The organism is Allobosea sp. (genome assembly GCF_048595345.1).
Classification (GTDB): Bacteria; Pseudomonadota; Alphaproteobacteria; order Rhizobiales; family Beijerinckiaceae; genus Allobosea.
On the sequence record NZ_JBMDWH010000196.1, the window covers coordinates 1 to 18,754 of the forward strand.

Here is an 18,754-nt window from a genome sequence, read left to right on the forward strand (position 1 = left end):
CGAGGGCCGCGACTATCCGATGGTCGTCGGCATCGTGCTGACGATCTCGGTGCTGTTCCTCCTGATCAACCTCGTGGTCGAGCTGCTGCACGCCGCGATCGATCCCCGGGTGCAGTCATGAAGCGGCGCGGCCTCGCCAAACTCGCGGTGCCTGGCGCCTTCGTGGCGCTGATCCTGCTGCTCGCCCTCGCCGCGCCCCTTCTGCCGATGCCCGACCCGATCCGGCAGGACATCGCGCGCCGCCTCGCCGGGCCGATGCCGGGCTCCTGGCTCGGCCGCGACGAATTCGGCCGCGACGTGCTCTCGCGCCTGATCTGGGGCGCGCGCACCAGCCTCTCGGTCGCCTTCGCCTCGGCCCTCTTCGCCGGGCTCGTCGGCGTCACGCTGGGCCTGATCGGCGGCTGGAGCCGCAGCTGGAGCGCCTCCTTCACCGTGCGCGGCGTCGAGATCATCATGTGCTTTCCGCCGGTTCTGCTTGCCCTGCTGGTCGTCACCCTGCTCGGGCCGGGTGCGGCCACGCTCGTGTTGGTCCTGTCGGTGCTCTACGTGCCCGGCTTCGCCCGTGTCACCTATGCCGAGGTGCTGGCTGTGAAGGGCCGCGAATATGTCGAGGCGGCCCGCGCCCTCGGCGCCCGCCCTTCTCGCATCCTGTTCCGCACAGTTCTGCCGAACATTGCCGGCCCGCTGCTCGTCCAGTTCTCGCTGGCGGTCGCGGCGGCAGTGGTGCTGGAGAGCGGCCTGTCTTTCCTCGGCCTCGGCGTCGTGCCCCCCGCCCCGTCCTGGGGCCTCATGATCCGCGGCGCGCGCGCCACCATGGAACAGGCACCGCTGCTGCTGCTCTGGCCTTGCGCGGCGCTGACCCTGACCATCCTTGCGATGAACCTGCTCTGCGACGCGCTGCGCGACTGGCTCGACCCGCGCACGCGCGACCACTGATCCCAGAACACCGAACCGGAGGAAACCAGACATGGCCGCCAAGACCGAACCGCTCGTCCATATGGGCACCATCACCGGCGGCGAAGCCCGCCAGATCCTCGACGCCAACCCGGTGATCCTGCTGCCGATGGGCAGCCATGAGGATCAGGGCCCGCATGCCCCGATGGGCGATTATCTGCTCGCGGAGAAGATCGCCGAGCTCGCCGCCATCCGCGCCAGCAAGGCCGGCACCCGCACCCTCGTCGCGCCCGTCCTGCCCTTCGGCGGCAATGACTGGTTCGGCTCGATGAAAGGCGGCATCGCCATCTCCCAGGCGACGCTGACCCAGGTCATCGCCGAAATGGTCGAGTCGCTGCACCGCAACGGGCTGACCCGGATCATCGTGATCAACGGCCATGGCGGCAATGTTGGCCCGATCGCCGAGGTCGCGCGGGATCTCTATCTGCGCGAGGAGATCGTGCTGCCGAGCCTTTATCTCTGGCGCATCGGCTACGGGCTGCTACCGGGCATCCTCGGCGGGGCCGACAAGGCCGCCGCCGTCGCCGGCCATGGCGCCGACCCGCTGACCTCAATCGGCCTGCATCTGTTCCCGGAGCTGATCCGCAAGGACTTCATTCCCGAAGGCAAGCCCCTGAAGAAGGACCCGGTGCTCGGCCTGCCCTTCACCGGGCTCGGCACGGCGAGCTTCGACGGCCACGAGGTGGCGATGCCGAACGAATATGACGAGGTCTACAATCTCGGCGTCGCCAAGGGCGATCCGCGCCTGTGCTCGGCCGAGACGGGCGCCCAGCTCACCGAGAAGCTGACCGACATCTGCGCCCGCTTCATCGCCCATTTCGCGAGCAAGATCCCGGCCTGATCCGAAACCCGCCCCGCCGCGAACCTCGCGGCGGGCGCCTTCGCCCTCGAAACAACAGCCGCAGGAGTTGCCGATGCCGACCCGCCGCCTCGTCCTCAAGACCGGCCTCGCCACCGTCGCGATGCCCTCCGTCCTGCGCGCGCAGCAGCTGGGCGGGCAAATCACGCTGATGTCCTATTCGGGCATTTTCCAGGACAATTACATGAAGACGGTGGTCGAGCCCTTCATGGCCGCCAATCCGGGCGTGAAGGTCAATTACGCCCCGGGCGGCACCTCCGCCCAGATGGTCGGGACCATTCGCGCCCAGAAGGCCGACCCGCAGGTGGACGTCACCATCATGGACGTCACCACCTCGACCATCGGCAATATCGAAGGCCTGTTCGACAAGCTGACGCCGGCCGAATTCCCGGTCCTCGACGAATTGCTTCCCGAGGCCCGCGCCGCCGGCGGCGAATACGGCCCGGCCGTGACCTTCGACAATCTCGTGCTGGTCTACGACGCCGCGCTGTCGCCTCCGCTGACCAAGCTCGCCGATCTCTGGCGTCCGGACCTCAAGGGCCAGATCGCGCTCGCCGCTCCGCCCAACATTCAGGGCCTCGCCCTGACCGCCATGGTCGAAAAGATGGAAGGCGGCGACCATCGCAAATCGATCGACGCGGCGATGAAGAAGCTCCGGGAGCTGGCGCCCTCGGTCAACACCTTCGAGCCCAATCCCGACGGTTATTCCCTGATCCTCAACGGCGTGGTCAAGGTCGCGACCGGCTGGAACGCCCGCTCGCAGATCTATGGCGACCAGTCCAACGGCAAGCTCGTCTCGCTGCTCCCGCCGGAAGGCTCCGTCTTCCAGATCAACACCATCAATCTCAGCGCCGGCTCGAAGAACCGCGCCGCCGCTGCGGCCTTCGTCAAGCATGCGCTGTCCCGGCAGGCTCAGAAGGCCTTCACCGAGCGGATGTTCTATGCCCCGGCGAATGGCAAGGCCGAGATCGATCCGAAGGCCGCCGCCCGCACCGCCGCCTCGCCGGATAATCGCGCGAAGATGATCGGCGTCGACTGGAACGACATCCTGAAAGTTCGCGACCAGTGGAACAACCGCTGGCGGCGCGAAGTCATCGCCCAGGCGGGCCGCTGAACGGCTTGGGGCGATGAGCTATCTCGAACTCTCCGGCCTACAGAAGCGCTTTGGCAATGCCACCGCCGTCGACGACGTCTCGCTCGGCGTGGCGAAGGGCGAGTCCGTCGCCCTGCTCGGCCCCTCCGGCTGCGGCAAGACGACGACGCTGCGAATGCTCGCTGGGCTGATCGACCCCGATCGGGGCAGCATCCGCGTCGACGGCAAGGACATCACCGGCCTGCCGGCCCATCGGCGCAATATGGGTTATGTCTTCCAGTCCTACGCGCTGTTCCCGCATCTGACGGTCGCTCGCAACGTCGCCTTCGGACTGGAAGAGCGCCGCCGCGCCAAGGCCGAGATCGCCCGACAGGTGGAGGAAGCGCTGGCGCTGGTGCGGCTGTCCGGACTGGGAGCCCGCAAGCCCCGCGAACTCTCCGGCGGCCAGCAGCAGCGGGTGGCGCTCGCGCGGGCGCTGGTGATCCATCCATCCGTGCTGCTGCTCGACGAGTCGCTGTCCAATCTCGACGCCAAGCTGCGCGACGCGATGCGCCACGAGATCCGCTCGATCCAGCGCTCGCTCGGCATCACCACGCTCTTCGTCACCCATGATCAGGTCGAGGCGTTGACGATGTGCGACCGCATCGCCGTGATGCATCGCGGCCGGATCGCGCAGATCGGCACGCCCGAGGAGATCTACGAGAAACCCGCCACCCGTTTCGTCGCTGAATTCGTGGGCCGCGCCAATGCGCTGCCCGCCGAGCGCACTGCGGAGGGCAAGGTGCGGCTTTGGAACGAAGCCCTGGGTTTCGCTGCCCCGGCGAAGGGCGCCTTCGACGTCTTCGTGCGCCCGCAGCGCATGCGCATCCTGCCGCTCTCCGAAGCGACAGGGCCCGACGCGGTTCGCGTCACCGGCCGCGTGCTGCGCAGCGTCTTCGTCGGAGACCATGTCGAGGTCTTGGTCGAGGGCGCGGGCGGGCAGCTGACGGTCGAAATGCCCTCCGGCTCCCCCGCCCCGGGCGAGGGTCAGGCGGTCGCCGTGGTCTGGCCGGTCGCCGAAAGCCGCGTCTTCGCGCGAGATGCCGCATGAGCGGTTCGCGCCGGCTGTTTTGGCTGCTGCTTCCGGCAGGAATTTTCGTGCTGGGGATTTATGCCTGGCCGACGCTGCTGCTGCTGCGCAACGCCTTCAACGAGGTCGGCCCCACGGGCGCGATGGTGGAGGCGCTCTCGCTGAAGACCGCCAGCGAGACCTTCGCCGACGGTTTCACCTTCGAGTTGACCTGGAACTCGCTCTGGCTGTCATCGACCGCGACGGCCATCGCGCTCGCGCTCTCCTATCCACTGTCGCTTTTCCTTTTCCGCACCACCTCGCGCTGGCGCGGCATCCTCGCCGTCATCGCCATCCTGCCCATGCTCATCTCCGGCGTGGTGCGCGTCTTCGGCTGGCTCGCGATCCTGGGCGATCGCGGCCTCGTCAACGGGCTGCTGCAGTGGCTGGGCCTGATCTCGGCGCCGCTGAAGCTCGTCTTCAACTGGACGGGCGTGACCATCGGCCTCGCCGAAAGCATCATGCCCTATATGATCCTCGCGCTGCTCGCGGGCTTCGGCCGGCTCGACCGCACGCTGGAGGAGGCCTCCCGCTCGCTCGGCGCCTCTCCGTTCCGCACCTTCCTGCGGGTGACGCTGCCGCTCAGCCTGCCGGCGATCGTGCTCGCGGCGGGGCTCGGCTTCGTCCTGTCCATGTCGGCCTACATCACCCCAAAGCTCCTGGGCGGCGGGCGCGTCTTCGTGCTGGCGACCGAGATCTTCGAGCAGGCGACGACCAACACCAACTGGCCCGTCGCGGCCGTGCTGGCGCTCTACACCCTGGTTCTGCTGCTCGTGCTGCTAGCGCTGTCCAACCTGCTGGCGCGGAGGCTCGCACGATGAACGGGGCGGGCTCTCTGCTCTCGACACTGGCGGGCATCGTCTATGCGCTGATCCTCGCGCCGATCGTCGTCGTCTTCGCGCTGGCCTTCTCGGCCGACAGCTTCATCCTGTTCCCACCTTCCGGTTATTCGCTGCGCTGGTTCCAGGCGCTCGCGCATCACGGGCCGCTGCTGGCTTCCCTCTGGCTCAGCGTCCAGGTCGCCAGCGTGGTGACGCTCTGCTCGCTGCTGGTGGGCGTACCGGCGGCGCTCGCTCTGGCGAAGGGCGAATTTCGCGGCAAGGACGCGCTCAACGGCTTCTTCCTCGCACCGCTCCTGCTGCCGACGCTGATCACCGGCCTCGCGCTCCTGCTCTTCTTCACGCCGCTCAGGCTGACCGCCACGCTGCCCGGCCTCGTCCTCGGCCATATGACGGTGACGGTGCCCTTCGTCATCCGCATGATGACCACCGCGCTCTCCAATCTGCCGCATGACATCGAGGCCGCGGCCGCGACGCTCGGCGCCACCCCCTGGCGAGTCGTGCGCCGCGTCACCCTGCCGCTCGCGGCCCCGGGCCTGATCGCCTGCGCCTGCCTGTCCTTTCTGCTCTCCTTCGACGAGACGGTGATCTCGCTCTTCATCTCCGGCCCGCGCGCCTCCACCCTCCCGGTCGAGATGGTGCGCTATGTCGAAGGGCGCACCGACCCGCTGATCGCGGCCCTCTCCGTCGTCCTCATCATCGCCACGCTGATCGTCGTCGTCGCGGTCGAACGCCTCGTCGGCGTCGCCCGCGCGGTTGGAAAATAGGAGTTTGCAGACATGCCCGATTACCGCATCGCCCCGATGCCCGAGTCGCTGCCGGCGGGGCTGGTCGAGAAGCTGCTCAAGGTCGAGACCGCCACGGTCGGCCATTCCCAGCATTGGGGCTTCATGGATCGCGGCATTCAGCCGCTGCTGCGCACCAAACGCATTGCCGGCGTCGCCGTCACCCTGGCGATCCCGGGACAGGATTCGACCCTGCTGCATCACACGCTCGGCCTGCTGCGGCCGGGGGACATCCTGGTGGTCGACCGTCTCGGCGACGACAAGCACGCCTGCTGGGGCGGCGGTGTCACGGTGGCGGCCAAGGCGGCGGGCGCGGCCGGCGGCATCGTGGACGGCCCCTGCACCGATCTCACGGAAATCCAGGATTCCGACTTTCCGATGTGGTGCCGCGGCATGTCGCCGATCACCACCCGCCTCTACAATCTCGGCGGCACGCTCAACCACCCCATCTCTTGCGGCAATGTTCCGGTGAAGGCGGGCGACGTCATTCTCGCCGACGAATCCGGCGTGCTGGTGCTGCCCCGTGAAGAGGCCGAGGCCATCGCCGACGCCGCCATTGCGCGGCAGGCACGTGGAGAAAAGACGCAAGATCGCGTCAAGGCCGGCGAGAAGCTCGGCGACATCTCCGGTGCCACCAAAATGGTGCTCGACGCGCTCGCCCAGAACGGCTGAGCCGCGTCCTCTTCGACAGCCTCCTCTCGTGACCGGAACACCGACCATGCCCGAGACCATCGTCCTGCTCGATATGACGACGCCAGAGCGCGCCGAGCGCCTGCGTGAGCTGCTCCCCGAGGGCTTCGTGCTGACCCATGGCACGGCCCGCGGCGACGACCACATGAAGCAGATCATCGCCGAAGCCGATTACGCCATCGCCGGTCAGGTGGGCGTCTCGGCCGACGTGCTGCGGGCGGCCAAGAAGCTGAAGCTGCTCCACAAATGGGGCGTGGGTGTCGACAACATCGACATCGCCGCCGCCAGGGAACTCGGCATCAAGGTCGCCCGCACCACCGGCTCGAACGCGCTGCCGGTCGCCGAATTCGCGCTCGGTCTGGCTCTCTCGGCTCTGCGCTTCATCGGTTACGGCCATCAGGAGCTGAAGAAGGGCCACTGGGCCACCGGCAAGCTCCCGGGCGAGACCTATATGCTCTCCGGCAAGACCGTCGGCATCATCGGCTTCGGCGCGATCGGCAAGAACCTCGCCCGGCTGCTGAAGGGCTTCGGCTGCACCATCCTCTACTCCAAGCGCACCCCGCTCAGCCCGGCAGAGGAGGCAGAGTTCGGCGTGCGGCATGCGACGCTGGCCGAAATCCTCGCCGAGGCCGATGTCGTCTCGCTGCATTGCCCCCTGACACCGGAAACGACGAACCTCATCGACACGGCCGCCTTCAAGGCGATGAAGAAGACGGCCGTGCTGGTGAACTGCGCCCGCGGTGGCGTGGTGGACGAGGCGGCGCTGGTCGAGGCGCTGCGCGCCCGGGAGATCGCGGGAGCGGCGATGGATGTCTTCTCCGTCGAGCCGCTGCCGCCGGAAAGCGAGCTGCTGACGCTCGACAATCTGGTGGTGACGCCCCACCTCGCCGCCATGGCGGCCGACAACTTCGCCCCGACCGTCAAGCGCATGTTCGCCAACATGCAGCACGTCTCTCGCGGCGAGCCGGTGCCGCCGCTCGATCTGGTGGTGTGACGCTCTACGACCGCCCGCCATCCACGGAGAGCACCTGTCCGGTGACCCAGCCGGCGGGCTCTCCGAGAAAGAACAGCGCCGCATGGGCGATGTCCTGCGGTGTGCCCAGGCGACGGGTGTGGATGCTCTCGACCAGCCGCTTCTGCCCCTCCGGCCCATAGCTCTCCCATTGCCGCTCGGTGGCGGGGTTGGAGCGCACGAAGCCCGGCGCCACCGAATTGACGGTGATGCCATGAGGCCCCAGCTCCCAGGCGAGCTGCTTCGTCAGCCCCACCAGCGCATGCTTGGCGCTGGCATAGGCCTGGATGCCGGTGAGGCTCGGCCGCAATCCGGCACCGGAGGAGATGGTGACGATGCGGCCATAGCGGGCCTTGCGCATCACCGGCGCCGCCGCCCGGGCGAGGAAGAAGGCGGCATCGACATTGGCCGCGAAGATCACGCGCCAATCCTCTTCCGAAATCTCCTCGATCGGCCGGCCGACCTGGCCACGCACCCCGCCGGCCGCATGGACCAGCAGATCCAGCCCGTCCTCCGTAGCGACGATGTCGCGGATCAGCGCCTGCGCCGCTTCGGCCGAGCCGAGATCGACCGCATGCGCGCTCGCACCGATCTCGGCCGCGGTCGCGCTGACGCCGGCAGCGTCGATATCGGCGAGGTGGACGCTGGCACCGGCCTCGGCCAGCGCCAAGGCGATGGCGCGGCCGATGCCCTGCGCGGCACCGGTGACGAGGGCTACGCGGCCGTCGAAGCGGTTTTGCATGTGTCGATCAGAACCTTCAGTGTCTCGAAGGCCATCGGGCGGCGGCCTTCCTCGATGTCGTGGATGAGTGCGACCAGCGTCTCGATAGCGGGCGTCGGAACCCCGGCCTGCCGGCCGAGTTCGGCGATGACGCCGATCTGCGGATCCACCTCGGTCTTGCGCTTTCGCACGGCGAGATCACGCCAGATGCCCGAATGGGTCTTGGCCGTCTGCGAGGTGTAATCGGCGAGCCAGCGGATCGTGTCGATCTGCGGCTCCTCGGGCGCGCCGGGCGCGAACACCATCGGGTCGAACCGCCCAAAGCCCAGCGAGGCCACGCCGCGCGCCGCCGTGACCGCGCCGACCTCCCGCCCGAGAGCGAGCCAGACCGGAAGGCGCTGTGGATCGGCGAAATTCGCCGACATCGACTCGTCCGTCAGCGCGGTGCCGAACAGCATCGCCCCATAGGCGAGCTTGCCCCACAGATAGCCGAAGATGTTGTCGGTCAGGATCGAATCGGCATCGAAGAGCTTCAGCAGCCGGTGCATTTCCGCAACGCGCTCGGTCTTCGCCCCGTCGAGCTCTCCGACGACGACCGCCCCGCGATTGCCGTAGAGGATCTGCCCGTCGCCGAGCCAGTCGGCGCCGAAATTGACGAAGCAGCCCATCGTCCTCTCCGCCCCCACGGCGCGGGCGATGGCCAGCTCGTTCAGCCCGTTCTGGGCGGAGAGCACATAGCCGTCTTCGGCGAGATGCGGCGTCAGCTGCGCCAGCGCCGCCTCGGTCGCCCCGGCCTTCACCGCCAGCACGATGCGCGAATAGTGGCCGGTCAGCTCCTGAGGCGTCACCGCCGGCACCACCTGCCGGAAGGTTTCGACCGGCCCCGAAATCTCCAGCCCCCTGCTACGGCAGGCCTCGACATGGCCGGGCACGATATCGACCATCAGCACCGGCACACCAGCGCGCGCCCAATAAGCGCCGAGCGTCCCGCCGATGGCGCCGGCACCCCAGATCAGGATCGGTTCGCTCATGCTGCTCTCATTCGGATGCGAAACGGGCGCCGGATCGCGGCGCCCGCAGGGATCGTCGCTGGTGCGGCGAATTACTTCGCCGGCTTGATATCCATGGCCAGCGTGTCCTCGTCGACGCGCGGCTTGATCGTCACCTTGTCCTTCTGCATCGCCCAGGCCGAGCCGACCGAGGCGATGGCGAGGCGCGGACGCTCCTTGGCGACGATCGCGGCGACGTCAGACAGCATCTTGTTGCGCTTGGCCTCGTCCATCTCGACGCCGGCATCCTCGATCAGCTTGTCGACCTCGGCGTTCTTGTAGCCGAGCAGATTGAACGCACCGAGCTTCTTGGCGGGATCGTTGGAGTGGACCAGCGAGGACAGTGTGTAGTTCGCCTCGCCCGTCAGCGTGCCCCAGCCGGACATCGCCATCGAATATTCGGAGCGGGCGCGAGCGGGGAAGAAGACGGCGCCGGGCTGCGCATTGGCGACGACCTCGATGCCGATGCGCGCCAGCATCTGCGCGATCGAGGTGCCGACCTGACGGTCGCCCGGGAGCCGGTCATTGGTGAAGGAGAAGGTGACCTTGAAGCCATTCGCGTAACCGGCTTCTTCCATCAGCTTCTTCGCCTTGGCCAGATCGGGCTTGATCGCCGGAAGCGCCTTGTTGAAGCCGGCGATGGTGGGCGTAACCAGCTGGTTGGCGGCCGCTCCGAGCCCTTCCATCGCCACCTCGGCCAGCGCCGGCCGGTCGATGGCGATGTCGATCGCCTCGCGTACCTTGGCATCTTGGAAGGGGTTCTTCGCGAGGGCCGAGCCGTCCTTGGCGGTGACCTGCGGAGCCTTGTCGCGCAGGTCCAGTTCCACGTTGAAAAGATAGACACTGTCGACGGTGGTGACGGCGAGCTTGGGATCGCGCTTCAGCGTCGGCACGTCCGAGGCCGGGGCGCGCACGATGATGTCCACCTGGCCGGCCTTGAGCTGCGCGACGCGGGCGGCGTCGTTCGGCAGCTCCTTGCGCAGCACCTTGGCCCAGGGCTGCTTCTCGCCCCAGTAGCCGTCGAAACGGTCCAGGACGAGCTGGTCCTTCGGCGTCCAGGACACGAATTTGTAGGGACCGGTGCCGATCGCGGCCTTGCCGGTGTTGAAGGCCTCGTTGGCGTTGTCCTTGGTGAGCCCCGCAGCCGCCTTGTGCGAGACGACGAAGAGCCGGATGAAGTCGTTCGGCAGGTTCGGCGCCGGCCCGTCGGTCACCACATGGACGGTGAGCGGATCGATGATCTTCACCTCCTTGACGCGGCGGACATAGATCGTCGTCGGGTTCGGGCCTGCGACGGTCGGGATGCGCTCGATCGAGAACTTCACGTCCTCGGCAGTGAAGTCCGAGCCGTCATGGAATTTCACGCCGGAGCGCAGCTTGAACTCCCAGACATTCGGCTCGATCGCCTTCCAGCTCGTCGCCAGCCGCGGCTCGAGCTGGAGCTGGTCGCCGGACCAGACCAGCGTGTCGAAGACATGCTTCAACGCCTCGGCATGGGTGCCGGTGGCGGTGTAATGCGGATCGATCGACTCCGGGCCGGCGCGCACGCCGATGGTCAGCGTCTGGGCGAGCGCCCCGGTCGAGACGGCGGCGCCGAGAACGGCCGCGAAAGCGGCCAGGCGGAAGCTGCGGGCAAAGTTCATCAGGAAGTCCCCTCGTGATCGAGTTCGTTGGGCCAGGCCGGAGAGGCGATGACCAGCTTGTCCATCAGCGTGCAGAGCTGCCGCTGTTCGTCTTCGCTGAGGCAGGAGAGCATCGTCTTCTGCTGCTCGACCATCAGCGGCATCGTTTCATCGAAGATCTGGCGGCCGGCAGGCGTCAGATGCAGCACATAGCTGCGCAGATCGGCCTGATCGGCCTCGCGTCGCAGCAGGCGCCGCTGCAACAGCTTCTGAATGGCGCGCGACAACGTGTTTTTCGGCAGGCCGGCGGAGGCGACGATGTTCTTCGCCGCTACCCCGCCCTTCAGCCCGACGGCGTAGAGCGCCACGAAATCCGGGCGCACGAGGCCGTAGCGGGTCTCGATCCAGCGATAGACCGGATCATTGAAGCGGAAGGCGATGAAATTGAGTCGGAACGACAACCAGCAGGGATTGGTCCACAGCTTGGTCACGATCAGCGGATCGAGAGCAGTGAGCGCCTCCACTCGCGCCGGGTCGGCCTGCGACAGCGTCGTCGGGGAATGCGGCATTCGACCTCCCGTTTAGTTCCAAATGGAACTTGACGCTCCGGGAGGTTGAAGTCAAGGATGGAATGTCGGCCGTCCGCGCGGCGGACGCGAAGCGTCATTGATCACCCAAACTCAGCCCGAAGCAAGGAACGCGCCGTGTTGGTCGCCGAGATGAACTGGATGCAGCTGGAGGAGCAGGCCAAGCGCGACGACCGCTGCGTCCTGCCGCTCGGCAGCGTCGAGCAGCATGCCTATCTCAGCCTCGCCACGGACGTGATCCTCTCCGAGCGTGTGGCCAGCGAGGCTGCCGAGCCGCTCGGAATCCCGGTCTTTCCAGTTCTGGCCTATGGGCTCACCCCCGGCTTCCTCGATTTTCCCGGCAGCATCTCGCTGCGCCTCTCGACCTATGTCGCTTTGCTGCGAGATGTGTTCGACGGATTCTACCGCTCGGGCTTCCGCCGGATCGTGCTGGTCAACGGGCATGGCGGCAATTCTCCCGCGCTGAACTTCGCCACCGAATGGCTCGCCTCGCATCAGGACGCTTCGATCCGCCTGCACAATTGGTGGGCGGCGCCGCAATTCCAGGCGGCCGTCCGGGCGATCGACCCAGCCGCCTCCCATGCCTCCTGGATGGAGAATTTTCCCTGGACGCGGCTGGCCGGCGTCGCAATGCCGCAGACGTCGAAGCCGCCCTTCAATGCCGCAGAGTATCAGGCCGCCAGCCCGGAGAAGCGTAGACGCATCCTGGGCGACGGCAATTTTCATGGGCTCTACCAGCGCCCGGACGAGGAGATGCTCCACCTGTGGCAGGTCGGCGTCGAGGAAACGCGCGCCGCGATGATGGAGAACTGGCCGTGAGGCCGTTCTCATCCCTGAGCCCTCGGAACACCGCGCCGGAGCACCCGGCATGCTAGGCCATATCGCCGTCAGGCTGGCGCAGTCCCTCGTCGTCATGCTTGTCATGTCGGCGCTGGTTTTCGTCGGCGTCTACGCCATCGGCAACCCGATCGACGTGTTGATCGGCCCCGATGTCAGCCAGGAATTGCGGCTCCAGACGATCGCGCGATACGGGCTCGACCAGCCGCTCTGGCAGCAATATTTCACATTCCTCGGCCGCGTTCTCCACGGTGATTTCGGCCGCTCCTTCGTCTTCGGCATTCCGGTGATGGAGCTGATCCTCTCGCGGCTGCCGGCGACGCTGGAACTGACGCTCGCCGCCGTCTGCGGCGCCGCGCTCATCGGCATTCCGGCTGGCATCTATGCCGGCTACCGGCCGAACAGCCTGTTGGCGCGCGCGATCATGACCTTCTCAATCCTCGGCTTTTCGGTTCCGACCTTCTGGATCGGGCTGGTGCTGATCATGACCTTCGCGGTGCAGCTGCAATGGCTGCCGGCCGGCGGGCGCGGCGAGACGGTCAGTCTCTTCGGCGTGCCCTGGAGCTTCCTGACGCTGAACGGCCTCCAGCATCTGTTCTTGCCAGCGCTCAACCTGTCGCTCTTCAAGCTCGCGCTGATGACGCGGTTGGCGCGCGCCGGCACGCGCGAGGCCATGCTCTCCGATACGGTGAAATTCGCCCGTGCCGCCGGCCTCTCGGAATGGACCGTGCTGCGCCGCCATGTGCTGCGGCTGATCGCGATCCCGCTCGTCACCGTGTTCGGGCTGGAATTCGCTTCGACGCTGGCCTTCGCCGTCGTCACCGAGACGATCTTTTCCTGGCCCGGCATCGGCAAGCTGATCATCGACTCGATCCAATCGCTCGACCGGCCGGTGATGGTCGCCTATCTGATGCTCGTCTCCTTCGTCTTCATCACCATCAACTTCCTCGTCGATCTCGCTTATGTCGGGCTCGATCCGCGCCTGCGCAAAGGAGGCGCCCGATGACGGCCTCCTCCCCCGCCGGGCGCTTCTGGGCCGAGTTCCGCGAGAGCAAGGTCGCGGTCGTCGCGCTCGCCATCGTCGTGCTGATGATCGGCATCGCGGTGCTGGCGCCGCTCGTTGCTCCGCAAAACCCCTATGACCTCGCCAATCTCTCGCTCTCGGACGCGCGCCGCCCCCCCGGCTATGTCGGCGAAGGCGGCTACACCCATTGGCTCGGCACCGACGCGCAGGGGCGGGACCTGCTCTCCGCCATTCTCTACGGCCTGCGGATCTCCCTTCAGATGGGGCTGGTGGCGGGCGCCGCGGCCTTCACGCTCGGCGTCGCGCTCGGCATCGGCGCGGCCTATATCGGCGGGCGCTGGGAGGCCTTCATCATGCGGGTCATCGACCTGCAGCTGGCCTTTCCGGCCATCCTGCTCGCGCTGGTCCTCTCGGCCCTGCTCGGCCAGGGCAAGATGCAGCTCATCGCGGCGCTCGCTGCCGCCCAATATGCCTACTTCGCCCGCGCCGCCCATGGCGCCGCCTCCGCCGAGCGCGGCAAGGACTATGTCGAGGCGGTGCTCTCGACACCGCTGCCCGGCTGGCGCGTCGTCTGGCGCCACATCTTCCCCAATTGCCTGCCGCCGCTGATCGTCGTCGCCACCGTGCAGGTCGCCAACGCCATCGCGCTGGAAGCGACGCTCTCCTTCCTCGGCGTCGGCCTGCCGGTGACCGAGCCCTCGCTGGGAATGCTCATCTCCAACGGCTTCCAGTACATGCTCTCGGGCCGCTACTGGATTTCCTTCTATCCCGGCATCGCGCTGATCGTGCTGATCGTCGCAATCAACCTCGTCGGCGACCGGATCCGCGACCAGGTGAATCCGAGGCTGAAGCGATGAACGTGCCTCTTCTCAGCGTCGGCAACCTCGCCACCCATTTTCACACCCGCGCCGGCGTGGTGAAGGCGGTCGATGGCGTCTCCTTTTCGCTCGAACGCGGCCAGGTGATGGGCCTCGTCGGCGAATCCGGGTCGGGCAAGAGCATCACCGGCTTTTCGATCATCGGCCTCATCGACGCTCCCGGCCGGGTCGAGCCCGGCTCCTCCGTCAAGCTGGAGGGGCGGGAGCTCGTCGGTCTGCCACCGGCCGAATTGCGCAAGATCCGCGGCAAGCAGATCTCGATGGTCTTCCAGGACCCGATGATGACGCTGAACCCGATGCTGACCATCGGCACGCAGATCCGCCTCGCGCTGGAGGCCCATGAGAGCGTCTCGCCGGCAGAGGCCCGCAGGCGCGCCGTCGCGGCCCTCGCACAGGTCCGCATTCCCGATCCCGAGGGCAAGGTCGACTTCTACCCGCATCAGTTCTCGGGCGGGATGCGCCAGCGCGTCGCCATCGCCATCGCCCTGCTGCATCGCCCGCGGCTGATCATCTGCGACGAGCCCACCACCGCGCTCGACGTCTCGGTGCAGGCCGAGATTCTCGCCGAGATGAAGGAACTCGTCGCCGAGCTAGGCACCGCCCTGATCTGGATCAGCCACGACCTCGCCGTCGTCTCGGAACTGGCTGACCATGTCTGCGTGATGCGCCACGGCCGGATCGTCGAGGCGGGACCGACGCTGAGGGTGCTGACCCGGCCGGAGCACGCCTATACCCGCGCTTTGCTCGACGCCCTGCCCTCCCGGGCCGAGCCCGGCACCCTGCTCGCCGGCGGTATCGGCGCCGATGTCGCTCCGCCGCCACGCCTGGCGAGGCCAGAGACGGCCCAGCCGGCCGATGGCGCTCCTTACGTCGCCATCACCGATGTGGCGAAGCGCTTCGCCGCCACGCCCGGCCTGTTCCGCAAGCTCGCGCAGAAGGCGGGGCTCTCGAAGCCGCCGGTCGCGGTTCAGGCTGTCGGAGGCGTCACGCTGGAGCTGAAGCGCGGCGAGGCCCTCGGTCTCGTCGGGGAATCGGGCTCGGGCAAATCGACGCTGGGACGGATCGCCGCCGGCATCTATGCGCCCGACAGCGGTAGCGTCCGCATCGCCGGGGCGCCCGTGATGAGCGCCGGGGCGAACCCGCACAAGATCACCATCCAGGTCCAGACGATCTTCCAGGACCCCTTCGCCTCGCTCAATCCGCGCATGACGGTGGGCGACAGCATCGCGGAAGGCCCGGTCGCGCACGGCCTGATCGACCGCGCCGGCGCCAAGGCCTATGTCGGCCAATGGCTGGCGGCGGTCGGGCTCGATCCGGCCTTCGCCGCCCGCTACCCGCATCAGTTCTCGGGCGGCCAGCGCCAGCGCGTCGCCATCGCCCGCGCCCTGGCGATGCAGCCGGAGGTCGTGGTCTGCGACGAGCCCGTCGCCTCGCTCGACGTCTCGATCCAGGCGCAGATCATCAACCTGCTGATCCGCCTGCGCCGCGAGCTCGACCTGACGCTGATCTTCATCTCGCACGATCTGTCCGTCGTCCGGCATCTGTGCGATCGCGTCGCGATCATGTATCGGGGCCGGATCGTCGAGAGCGGAACGGCCGGCGAGGTCTACGACGACCCGCGGCACGATTACACCCGGCGGTTGCTCGCGGCCGTACCGGTGCTGCCGCAGGCCTGAGACGCGAGCGGAGGAGGCGATCCGATGTCCGAAACCGAACTTCCGCCATGGCAATGGCCAGAGGAGACTTGGCGCGGCAAGGTCGACAAGGTCCGGGCCGGGCGCAATCTCAAGCCTGGGTCCTGGCCAGGCGGCGCCCGCTGCGCCGTCGCCCTGTCATTCGACGTGGACCACGAGACCAATGAACTGCGCGACGGCGGCAAATCGATCGGCCGCCTTTCCTGGGGGCAATACGGCAATCGCGTGGGCATCCCGCGCATCCTGAGCCTGCTCGAGCGCGAGAACATCAAGGCGAGCTTTTTCGTGCCGGCCGTCACCGCCCTGCTCTATCCCGAGGAGCAGCGTCGGATCGTCGGGGAAGGCCATGAGATCGGGCTGCATGGCTGGATCCACGAGGTCAACACCGCCGTCCCGCCGGCGCAGGAGCGGGAGCTGCATCTGCGCTCGGCCGATATCCTGGAGCAGGTCACCGGCATTCGCCCGGTGGGCATGCGCACGCCCTCCTGGGATTTTTCCGAGGTGACGCTCGCCATCGAGCGCGAATTGGGGCTGCTCTACGATTCCTCGCTCTTCGCCGATGACGACCCCTACGAGCTGATCGAGGATGGCGAGCCGACCGGCATGGTCGAGCTGCCGGTGGAGTGGATCCGCGACGACGCGGTCTATTTCAACATGAACCGGTTCCAGGCGCTGCGGCCCTATACGCCACCCGAAGCGGTCTTCGACATCTTCCGCCGCGAGTTCGAAGGCGCCCATGCCGAGGGCGGGCTGTTCCTGCTGACCATGCATCCGCATGTCATCACCTATCGCTCGCGCATCTGGATCCTTGAGGAGCTGATCCGGTTGGCCAAGGCCAAGGGCGATTGCTGGTTCGCCACCCATGCCGAGATCGCCGCTTATGTGAAAAGCCAGGCCGGACTGTAGGGCATGGCTTAGCCGCGCCACTCGCCGCCTGTGATGCACGGCCGACACCGCTCGCGGAACCTCGGTCGCGGCTCCGCATTGAGCGTCCATGGCGCGCTACTTCATCGACACTCATGACGGGACCCAACCGCTGCTTGACGAGGACGGCATCGACCTCGTCGATGCCGCGAAGGCTCGCATCGCCGCCCTCTCCGCCTTGCCCGACATGGCCAAGGACCACACGCCGAACGGCGACCATCGCCGCTATCTCGTGCGTGTCCGCAGCGAGAACGGCCGGGTGATCTATTGCGCCACATTGGTCCTCTCCGGCGGTTGGTGCGACGACGATGGCGATCCGCTGGCAGCGGATTTCGCCTGAGGCGAAGCTGGCATCGAGCCCCCTCGCTGGAACCTGAGCTGCGCCGCGCTCGTTCTTTCATATCCGCGCTGCCTGTCTCGGATGACCGTCTGTCTCCGCCATCGGCGCTTTAGGGATCGGGGGACCCTGGATGCAAGGGATTGGGACACAGGCGAAAGCGGCGATCGACGCGCTCATTCGCAAGCTGGGCGCCATCGCGACCCTGACGGGGCAGGAGGAGGCCGCGATTCGCGCGCTGCCCGTCTTCATCGCCGAGATCGGCCCGCAACACGACATCGCGCGCGAAGGCGAAAGGCCGGAGTTCTGCGTCCTTGTCCAGAGCGGCTGGCTGTGCCGCCACAAGGCGACCAGCGACGGCAAGCGACAGATCCTCTCCCTGCATCTGCCGGGCGATATTCCCGACCTCCAGAGCCTTCTTCTCGGGCAGATGGACCATTCCCTGTCCAGCATCGGGCCGGCCACCATCGCCTTCATCCGGCACGAGCATCTTCACGATCTGCATCGCCGCCATCCCGGTCTGGCCCGCATCATGTGGCGCGAGACCTTGATCGACGCGGCGGCCTATCGCGAATGGCTTCTGGGCATCGGCCGCCGCTCAGCCGAGGAGCAGATGGCCCATCTCTTCTGCGAGATCTTCGTCAGGCTGGGAGCGGTGGGACTGGCCGGGCCCGCTAGCTGCGACATGCCGCTGTCGCAGGGCGATCTCGCGGATGCGCTGGGATTGTCGATCGTGCATGTCAACCGCACCTTGCAGGCGCTGCGCGGCCGCGGCCTGATCGGCCTCTCCCGCGGGACGCTGACGATCAGGGACTGGACGGGGCTGCGGGCACTCTCCGGCTTCGACCCGGCCTATCTGCATCTGCGCGATGACGATGGTCCGGCCGATGCGGCGCCGACGCGCCGCGCCTTTGCCGACAGCCCTGCGGGCTGAGAAACACTCTCCCATCCTCGCCTTCGGTTTCGGTCAACCCTGCGCCGATATGCCGTTTGCACAGAGGCGCCGCGGGCGTCATGTTTGGCCCGCGAGCGCGCGATCGCCATGCTTCTCGGGGGCGAGGGGGCTAGGGATGAGAATGACGGGGAGCCCGATCAATCGGCATATCGGCGCGCGGCTTCGCCTGTTGCGCGAGAAGCACGGCCTCAACCAGGCCCAGCTCGGCGCCGTTCTGGGCGTCACCTATCAGCAGGCGCAGAAATATGAGAGCGGGGCGGTGCGCCTGAGCGCGGAGGCGCTGTTTCTGATCGCGCGCCATTTCGATGTGGCGGCGAACTACTTCTTCGAGGGGCTGGAGCGGCTGCGACCGGGCATGGCCGGCTTCGCGGAGGCCGGCGCGGGCGACTACGCCGCATCTTCGGCAGCAGGGGAGGCGGAGCGGCTGGACCACGCCTTCGCCCGCATCCGCTCCCGCAAGGGCCGCGCGCACGCCATCGCACTGGTAGAACTGGTGGCGCAGACCTTCTCGGACGACACGCCGGCCTGACCCGCGCGAGCGTGCCGGGAGGCCGAGCAGACGCGAACCGCCCGGCTTTCAGCGCATGCCAGCGCCGCGCCGAATCACGCCGGCCAGACCGCGATCAACCATGTCAGGAAAAGCCTTGGTGGAGCTGAGGGGATTCGAACCCCTGACCTCTGCAGTGCGATTGCAGCGCTCTCCCATCTGAGCTACAGCCCCAAGGCGCTGGCCTTCTAGGCTCTGCGTCGTATGGATGTCAATCGGGTCCGTCGTTCTTTCGGTGG

The 18,754-nt window shown here is 67.4% G+C and carries 20 protein-coding genes and 1 tRNA gene; 16 read left to right on the forward strand and 5 right to left on the reverse strand.

Annotated elements, in window-relative coordinates; translation table 11 throughout:
- Window positions 1–117 precede the first annotated feature (117 nt).
- From ACOJTB_RS17115 to ACOJTB_RS17150, 8 genes are all read left to right on the forward strand, one after another.
- Window positions 118–936 (forward strand): ABC transporter permease, encoded by an 819-nt coding sequence (locus ACOJTB_RS17115; RefSeq protein WP_420103733.1) that lies wholly within the window; start codon window positions 118–120, stop codon window positions 934–936.
- Window positions 937–967: 31 nt separating this feature from the next.
- Entirely contained in the window at window positions 968–1,795 is an 828-nt protein-coding gene (locus ACOJTB_RS17120; protein ID WP_420103734.1) for a creatininase family protein, read from the forward strand.
- 73 nt (window positions 1,796–1,868) lie between these two features.
- On the forward strand, window positions 1,869–2,927 hold the full coding sequence (locus ACOJTB_RS17125; protein WP_420103735.1) for an extracellular solute-binding protein: 1,059 nt from the start codon (window positions 1,869–1,871) through the stop codon (window positions 2,925–2,927).
- 13 nt (window positions 2,928–2,940) lie between these two features.
- Window positions 2,941–3,996, forward strand: a complete 1,056-nt coding sequence (locus ACOJTB_RS17130) for an ABC transporter ATP-binding protein (protein WP_420103736.1) — start codon at window positions 2,941–2,943, stop codon at window positions 3,994–3,996.
- Complete coding sequence (locus ACOJTB_RS17135; protein ID WP_420103737.1) at window positions 3,993–4,835, forward strand: ABC transporter permease; 843 nt, start codon at window positions 3,993–3,995, stop codon at window positions 4,833–4,835. Before ACOJTB_RS17130 ends, ACOJTB_RS17135 begins: the two co-directional genes overlap by 4 nt.
- Window positions 4,832–5,620, forward strand: coding sequence for an ABC transporter permease (locus ACOJTB_RS17140; RefSeq protein WP_420103738.1), 789 nt, complete (start codon window positions 4,832–4,834; stop codon window positions 5,618–5,620). Before ACOJTB_RS17135 ends, ACOJTB_RS17140 begins: the two co-directional genes overlap by 4 nt.
- 12 nt (window positions 5,621–5,632) lie before the next feature.
- Window positions 5,633–6,310 carry an RraA family protein gene (locus ACOJTB_RS17145; protein ID WP_420103739.1) on the forward strand — a complete coding sequence of 226 codons (678 nt, stop codon included), beginning with the start codon at window positions 5,633–5,635 and terminating at the stop codon, window positions 6,308–6,310.
- Window positions 6,311–6,356: 46 nt separating this feature from the next.
- Entirely contained in the window at window positions 6,357–7,322 is a 966-nt protein-coding gene (locus ACOJTB_RS17150; protein ID WP_420103740.1) for a 2-hydroxyacid dehydrogenase, read from the forward strand.
- Window positions 7,323–7,326: 4 nt separating this feature from the next.
- On the opposite strand, the gene ACOJTB_RS17155 is transcribed toward ACOJTB_RS17150, so the two are convergent.
- From ACOJTB_RS17155 to ACOJTB_RS17170, 4 genes are all read right to left on the reverse strand, one after another.
- Window positions 7,327–8,082: an SDR family NAD(P)-dependent oxidoreductase gene (locus ACOJTB_RS17155; protein WP_420103741.1), complete on the reverse strand. Its 756-nt coding sequence runs from the start codon at window positions 8,080–8,082 to the stop codon at window positions 7,327–7,329.
- Window positions 8,055–9,092, reverse strand: coding sequence for a ketopantoate reductase family protein (locus tag ACOJTB_RS17160; RefSeq protein WP_420103742.1), 1,038 nt, complete (start codon window positions 9,090–9,092; stop codon window positions 8,055–8,057). Before ACOJTB_RS17160 ends, ACOJTB_RS17155 begins: the two co-directional genes overlap by 28 nt.
- Before the next feature lie 71 nt (window positions 9,093–9,163).
- Window positions 9,164–10,753 (reverse strand): ABC transporter substrate-binding protein, encoded by a 1,590-nt coding sequence (locus ACOJTB_RS17165; RefSeq protein ID WP_420103743.1) that lies wholly within the window; start codon window positions 10,751–10,753, stop codon window positions 9,164–9,166.
- A complete protein-coding gene (locus ACOJTB_RS17170; protein ID WP_420103744.1) occupies window positions 10,753–11,301 on the reverse strand; it encodes a MarR family winged helix-turn-helix transcriptional regulator in 549 nt (182 codons plus the stop codon). The genes ACOJTB_RS17165 and ACOJTB_RS17170 overlap by 1 nt, the downstream gene beginning before the upstream one ends.
- Window positions 11,302–11,436: 135 nt before the next feature.
- Here ACOJTB_RS17170 and ACOJTB_RS17175 point away from each other — a divergent pair, with 135 nt between their 5' ends.
- From ACOJTB_RS17175 to ACOJTB_RS17210, 8 genes are all read left to right on the forward strand, one after another.
- A complete protein-coding gene (locus ACOJTB_RS17175) occupies window positions 11,437–12,138 on the forward strand; it encodes a creatininase family protein (RefSeq protein ID WP_420103745.1) in 702 nt (233 codons plus the stop codon).
- Window positions 12,139–12,187: 49 nt separating this feature from the next.
- Entirely contained in the window at window positions 12,188–13,162 is a 975-nt protein-coding gene (locus tag ACOJTB_RS17180) for an ABC transporter permease (RefSeq protein WP_420103746.1), read from the forward strand.
- Window positions 13,159–14,037, forward strand: a complete 879-nt coding sequence (locus ACOJTB_RS17185) for an ABC transporter permease (RefSeq protein WP_420103747.1) — start codon at window positions 13,159–13,161, stop codon at window positions 14,035–14,037. Before ACOJTB_RS17180 ends, ACOJTB_RS17185 begins: the two co-directional genes overlap by 4 nt.
- Entirely contained in the window at window positions 14,034–15,734 is a 1,701-nt protein-coding gene (locus ACOJTB_RS17190) for a dipeptide ABC transporter ATP-binding protein (protein WP_420103748.1), read from the forward strand. The genes ACOJTB_RS17185 and ACOJTB_RS17190 overlap by 4 nt, the downstream gene beginning before the upstream one ends.
- A gap of 24 nt (window positions 15,735–15,758) precedes the next feature.
- Window positions 15,759–16,658: a polysaccharide deacetylase family protein gene (locus tag ACOJTB_RS17195; protein ID WP_420103749.1), complete on the forward strand. Its 900-nt coding sequence runs from the start codon at window positions 15,759–15,761 to the stop codon at window positions 16,656–16,658.
- 88 nt (window positions 16,659–16,746) lie between these two features.
- A complete protein-coding gene (locus ACOJTB_RS17200) occupies window positions 16,747–17,016 on the forward strand; it encodes a DUF6894 family protein (RefSeq protein WP_420103750.1) in 270 nt (89 codons plus the stop codon).
- A gap of 130 nt (window positions 17,017–17,146) precedes the next feature.
- Entirely contained in the window at window positions 17,147–17,947 is an 801-nt protein-coding gene (locus tag ACOJTB_RS17205) for a Crp/Fnr family transcriptional regulator (RefSeq protein ID WP_420103751.1), read from the forward strand.
- Between the two features lie 142 nt (window positions 17,948–18,089).
- Window positions 18,090–18,497, forward strand: coding sequence for a helix-turn-helix domain-containing protein (locus ACOJTB_RS17210; RefSeq protein WP_420103752.1), 408 nt, complete (start codon window positions 18,090–18,092; stop codon window positions 18,495–18,497).
- A 116-nt stretch (window positions 18,498–18,613) separates the two neighbouring features.
- Here ACOJTB_RS17210 and ACOJTB_RS17215 read toward each other — a convergent pair.
- A tRNA-Ala gene (locus ACOJTB_RS17215) sits at window positions 18,614–18,689 on the reverse strand.
- Window positions 18,690–18,754: the final 65 nt, after the last annotated feature.